The organism is Streptomyces sp. NPDC058052 (assembly GCF_042885515.1).
Classification (GTDB): Bacteria; Actinomycetota; Actinomycetes; order Streptomycetales; family Streptomycetaceae; genus Streptomyces.
In genome coordinates, this window is the sequence record NZ_JBHVRX010000013.1 from 193,370 (window position 1) to 198,176 (window position 4,807).

At 72.6% G+C, this 4,807-nt stretch carries 3 protein-coding genes; 1 reads left to right on the top strand and 2 read right to left on the bottom strand.

Annotated elements, in window-relative coordinates; genetic code table 11:
• Positions 1-190 precede the first annotated feature (190 nt).
• On the bottom strand, positions 191-1,027 hold the full coding sequence (locus tag ACFVU3_RS20075; RefSeq protein ID WP_390067839.1) for an alpha/beta fold hydrolase: 837 nt from the start codon (positions 1,025-1,027) through the stop codon (positions 191-193).
• Between the two features lie 300 nt (positions 1,028-1,327).
• On the opposite strand from ACFVU3_RS20075, the gene ACFVU3_RS20080 reads away from it, so the two are divergent.
• The gene (locus ACFVU3_RS20080; protein WP_390067855.1) at positions 1,328-2,302 is read left to right on the top strand and encodes a helix-turn-helix domain-containing protein; all 975 of its coding nucleotides are present in this window, start codon (positions 1,328-1,330) and stop codon (positions 2,300-2,302) included.
• Positions 2,303-2,407: 105 nt separating this feature from the next.
• Here the strand turns inward: ACFVU3_RS20080 and ACFVU3_RS20085 are convergent, their stop codons facing one another.
• Entirely contained in the window at positions 2,408-4,708 is a 2,301-nt protein-coding gene (locus ACFVU3_RS20085; RefSeq protein ID WP_390067857.1) for a helix-turn-helix domain-containing protein, read from the bottom strand.
• Positions 4,709-4,807: the final 99 nt, after the last annotated feature.

The window sequence follows — 4,807 nt, forward strand, 5'->3', positions numbered from 1 at the left end:
CAGCTCGAGCGGTGGCGCCTCGTCCTCGGCGCCCCCGCCGACGCCCCCCCCCCCCCCCCCCGCCCCCCCGCCCCCCCCCCCCCCCCCCCCCCCCACCGGCGCTACCCACCCCCCCCCCCGCCGGCCCCGCGCCGGGGGCGGGGCCCCCGCGCCTGGCCGGGCGCCCCCCCGGCGGGTCAACGGTGCGGCGTCACTTCGCCAGGAAGGCGAGGAGGGCGGTGTTGACCTCCTCGGCGTGCGTCCACAGCAGGCCGTGCGGGGCACCCTCGATCTCGACGTAGTCGGCCGACGGAAGCGCCTTGTGGAACGGGCGCGCGGTGCCTTCGGCCGGGAGGATGCGGTCGGCGGTGCCGTGCAGGATCAGGGCCGGCACGTCGACGGCGGGGATGTCGGCGCGGAAGTCGGTGTACCAGGTCGCCGGTGCGGCGGACGCGGCGAAGGAGCCGCCGCGGGCCGCGGTGTCCCAGCTGTTGCGCAGGGCCTCCTCGCTGATGCGGCTGCCCAGGTTCTCGTCGAGGTTGTAGAAGTCGTTGAAGAAGGCCGTGTAGTAGGCGTAGCGGTCGGCCTTGACGGCGGCGACGACCCCGTCGAAGAACTCCTTGGGGGCGACGCCGTCCGGGTTGTCGTCGCTCTTGAGCAGGCAGGGCTCCAGGGAGGCCAGGAAAGCGACCTTGGCGACGCGGCCGGAGCCGTAGGTGGAGACGTAGCGGGCGACCTCGCCCGTACCCATCGAGAAGCCGACGAGGGTGGCGTCGTTCAGGTCGAGCGTCTCCAGCACGGTGTTCAGATCGGCCGCGAAGGTGTCGTAGTCGTAGCCGGTGGCCGGCTGGGAGGACTGCCCGAAGCCGCGGCGGTCGTACGTGATCACTCGGTAGCCGGCGTCGAGCAGCGCGGCGGTCTGGCGCTCCCAGGAGCGGCCGTCGAGCGGGAAGCCGTGGATGAGGACGACCGGCCGGCCGGCGCCCTGGTCCTCGTAGAAGAGCTCGATCGGGCTGGTGTTCTCCTGGCCCACGGTGATGTACGGCATGAACGTCTCCTCGGTGCGATATGGCTGGTCCGCGCCGTGTGCGGTGCGGACGGCCGTCACGCTACGGCCGGGGGAGAGCCGCCTCTTGCCGCGTCACGCACTGGGTCTTGCCCCTGAGCGCAGTGTTCGCGTCGCGCCGATTCCTGCCTGTGGTTCTGCCTGGAGACGGAAACGGCCCGTTGCTTGACTCTCGGGTACGAGCGGGCACCACGCTGCGGTCTTCCGGGCAGGCGCAGCGTCCTGTTCCCGCCTCTGGCAGACCCGGAACCACTCCCCTTGAACGGAAAAGAATTGAGCCTGGTGTTGACGACCGCCGACGTGCCGGACCGGGACAGGACCGCCTTCTGGAACGAAGCGGTCAGCAGGACGCTGGTACCGATGGAGGTCTCGCCCCGGGGCGACGGGCCGTTCGACGGCCGGATCGTCACCGACCGCCTCGCGTACCTCCAGGTCTCCACCGTGGAGGCCGACGCGCAACGGGTCAGCCGCACACGGGCGTTGATCTCCCGATCGTCCCAGGCACCGGTGGCGGTCGGTGTCCAGAGGTCCGGCACGGCCACCCTCGTCCAGGACGGCCGGCGGGCGGAGGTGGGTGAGGGAGACCTGGTGGTGTACGACACGACCAGGCCGTACTCCATCGACTACCCACAGAGATTCACCACCCATGTCTTCCAGCTTCCCCGCCGCACCCTGAGTGCGTCGGACACCGCCCTCCGGAGCGTCACGGGCAACGCCATCCGCACCGGAGACGGCTTCGGCGCGATACTCCTCCCGTTCCTGACCACCTTGGCCTCCTCGGCCGACGGTCACCCGCCGGCCGTCGCCAACCGGCTGGCCGGGATGGTCGTCGAACTGTTCGACACCCTGATCACGGAGGAGACCCGCTCCCGCGGCAGGGAGGCGGACACACCGAACCACCTGGTGCAGCGCGTCCGTGACCACATCGACCGGAACCTGGGCGACCCGGACCTGTCCCCGGAGCGCATCGCCCGGGCACACGGAATCTCCGCCCGTTACCTGCACCGGATGTTCGAGGGCGAGGGGACCACGATCGGCCGGCTCATCCGACAGCGACGCCTGGAGGAATGCGGTCGCGAGCTGGCCCGCCGCAGCAGGACGGCCCCCACCGTGTCCGCTGTCGCTCAGCGATGGGGCTTCGTCAGCCCGGCCCACTTCAGCCGGGCCTTCCGCGCCGCCTACGGCGTCTCTCCCCGTGAATGGCGCGACCGGTGCGCCGGCCGGCCGGAGGCCGGCCTCCCGCTGTCCACCGGGTGAGGCCGCCGTTCGGGCAGGACCAGGCGCTGGCTCCGGGACCGGTACCCGCCCGGCGTGCGGCAGCACCGGCCCCGGCCTCGGCACCGGCGCCGAGTCCGGCCGTCGTCATTCCGCGGGGAACGCCTCCAGCAGTTTCCGCGCGGTCTTCAGGTGCCTGTCGTCCGCCGCATCACCGAGGGCGAGGACCTGGCGCAGACAGTAGCGAGCCTCCTCGGTCTCTCCCAGCTCCCTCAGGGCCTCGCCCAGATGCAGCAGCTGTTCGGCCTCCTTGTGGAAGATGCCGATGCTGCTCGACTGGATCTGGGCATCGCGAAACCGGTCGGCGGCCTCCCGCCATCGCCCCAGCGCGGCGTAGTCCTGACCGAGTGCCTGGATCGCGTGGGTACGGAAGATGTCGGCGACGTGCCCGGTCACCGGGCAGCCGGGCGCATCGAGGAACGCGATGATGCGCTCGTGCTCGGCCAGGGCGTCCTCGGCACGTCCGAGCAGACGCAGGGCGTTCCCGTAGAGGCGCACGGCCTGGGGCCAGACCTCGTGATGACCAGAGTCCTCCGACAGGTCGATCGCGGCGAGGGACCTTTCCGCGACGGCCCGGACGTCACCGAGTTGCCAGTACCCGTTGGCGGCGTGCACCAGCGCCGAGACCTGCTGGTGGACGTCCCGCGCCCGACGGGCCTGCTCCAGCCCCTCGCCGGCGCGCTCGACGGCCTCCTTGTGGCGCTGCTCGCAGAGGCTCAGAGCCCAGGAGTGACAGTTGAGGTGGAACGCCCGCATGTACGGGTCGTCCAGCGCGGCGGCGGACTCGGCGGCCACGCCGAAGACCTCGGGCCAGTGTCCCCAGTGGACCCACAGGTCGCAGAACCATTCCATGGCGTGGACCGTCGTCACGACCCGGGTGTGCTCACCCCGGCGGGCGGCATCACGAAGAGCGGCGAGCCAGGAGGGGGCCTCGCTCTGGAGCCAGGCACGGGCCTGCTCGGTGCTCTCCAACGGCACCAGGCCCTGCCAGGAGGAAGGCGGCTGCCCGTACTCGGGCTGGTACCAGCGGCCGGCGACGGTGGCCGTCTCCAGGAGCCAGGCGCGCAGCCGGTCACCGGCCGCCTCCCGCTCGCCGGGCTCCTCCTCCCGCGAGAGCCTGGCCCGCGCGAACAGCCTCAGCAGGTCGTGCAGCTGGTAGCGGCCGGTGAAGGCGGCCTGCAGCAGGCCGGCCTCGACGAGCTCCTCCATCACGTCCTCGGCGTCGAAGACGTCCGTGCCGGTCAGAGCGGCGCCGTAGGCGGCGGTCATGTCCGGCCCCGGCACCAGGCTCAGCAGCCTCAGCATGCGCGCGGCCTGGCCGGTCAGCTGACGGTAGGACAGCTCGAACGCCGCCTCCACCCGCACGTCACCGGCGGCGAGCACGCCCAGCCGGCGTTCCTCGTCGGCCAGGCGCCGCACCAGGTGGTCGACGGTCCATCCGGAACGGACCGTCAGCCAGTTCGCCGCCACCCGCAGGGCCAGCGGCAGCCGACCGCACAGGCCCGCCACCCGCGCCACGGCCGCGGCCTCCGCGTCCGCCCGTTCCTCGCCCAGGATCCGGCGCAGCAGGTCGACCGCCTCGCCCTGCGTCATCTCCGACAGCGCCAGGCGGTCGACGTCCTCCAGGCCGCTCAAGGGACGCCGGCTGGTGATGAGCACCAGGCTCCGCCCGCCGGCGGGCAGCAGCGCGCGAACCTGGCCCTCGTCGCGAGCGTTGTCCAGCACCACCATGCATCGGCGGTCGCCCAGCAGCGCCCGCAGCAGACCCGCGCGGCCCTGCCGATCCTCCTGCCCCAGACGGCGGTCGGACACGCCGAGGGCCTTCAACAGCTTCAGAAGCGCCTCGTCCGTGTCCACGGGGCCGTCCACCCCGTGCAGGTCCACCACGAAACACCCGTCGGGGAACCTGTCCGCCAGGTCCGCCGCGGCCTTCAGCGCCAGCGTCGTCTTCCCGCACCCCGGAGGGCCCGAGACGACCCACACCGACACCTCACGGCCGAGCGGGGCACGCTCCGCGGCCCTCCGCAGGACGGCCAATTCCCGCTCGCGTCCTGTGAAGTCCCCCACCGATCTCGGCGGCACGACCGCTCCCGCGACCGCGACCGCGCGCGTCGGCCGCGCCGCCCGCGCCGTGGCCAGCAGCACCTCGCGCTCGTCGTCCGCGAGCCCGAGCCCCTCCGCCAGCGCGACCACCGTACGACGCTGCGGAACCCGGCTGCGCCCGCGCTCCATGTCGCCGATGGCCCGGACACTCACTCCCGACGCCTCGGCCAACTCCTCCATCGTCAGACGGCTCCGCCCCCGCAGACCACGCAGAACGGCACCGAACGACCTGCCCCCGTACACAACTCCTCTTTCCTCCCGCTCCGAGGAAAGAATAGGGCGCACCTCGACCTCGGCCCTCCTGTCGTGCCGGCACGACAGGAGGGCCGAGGTCGAGGTGCCGGGTCGTGCCGGCACGCCCCATGGCCCTGGGGGCGCGGGAGA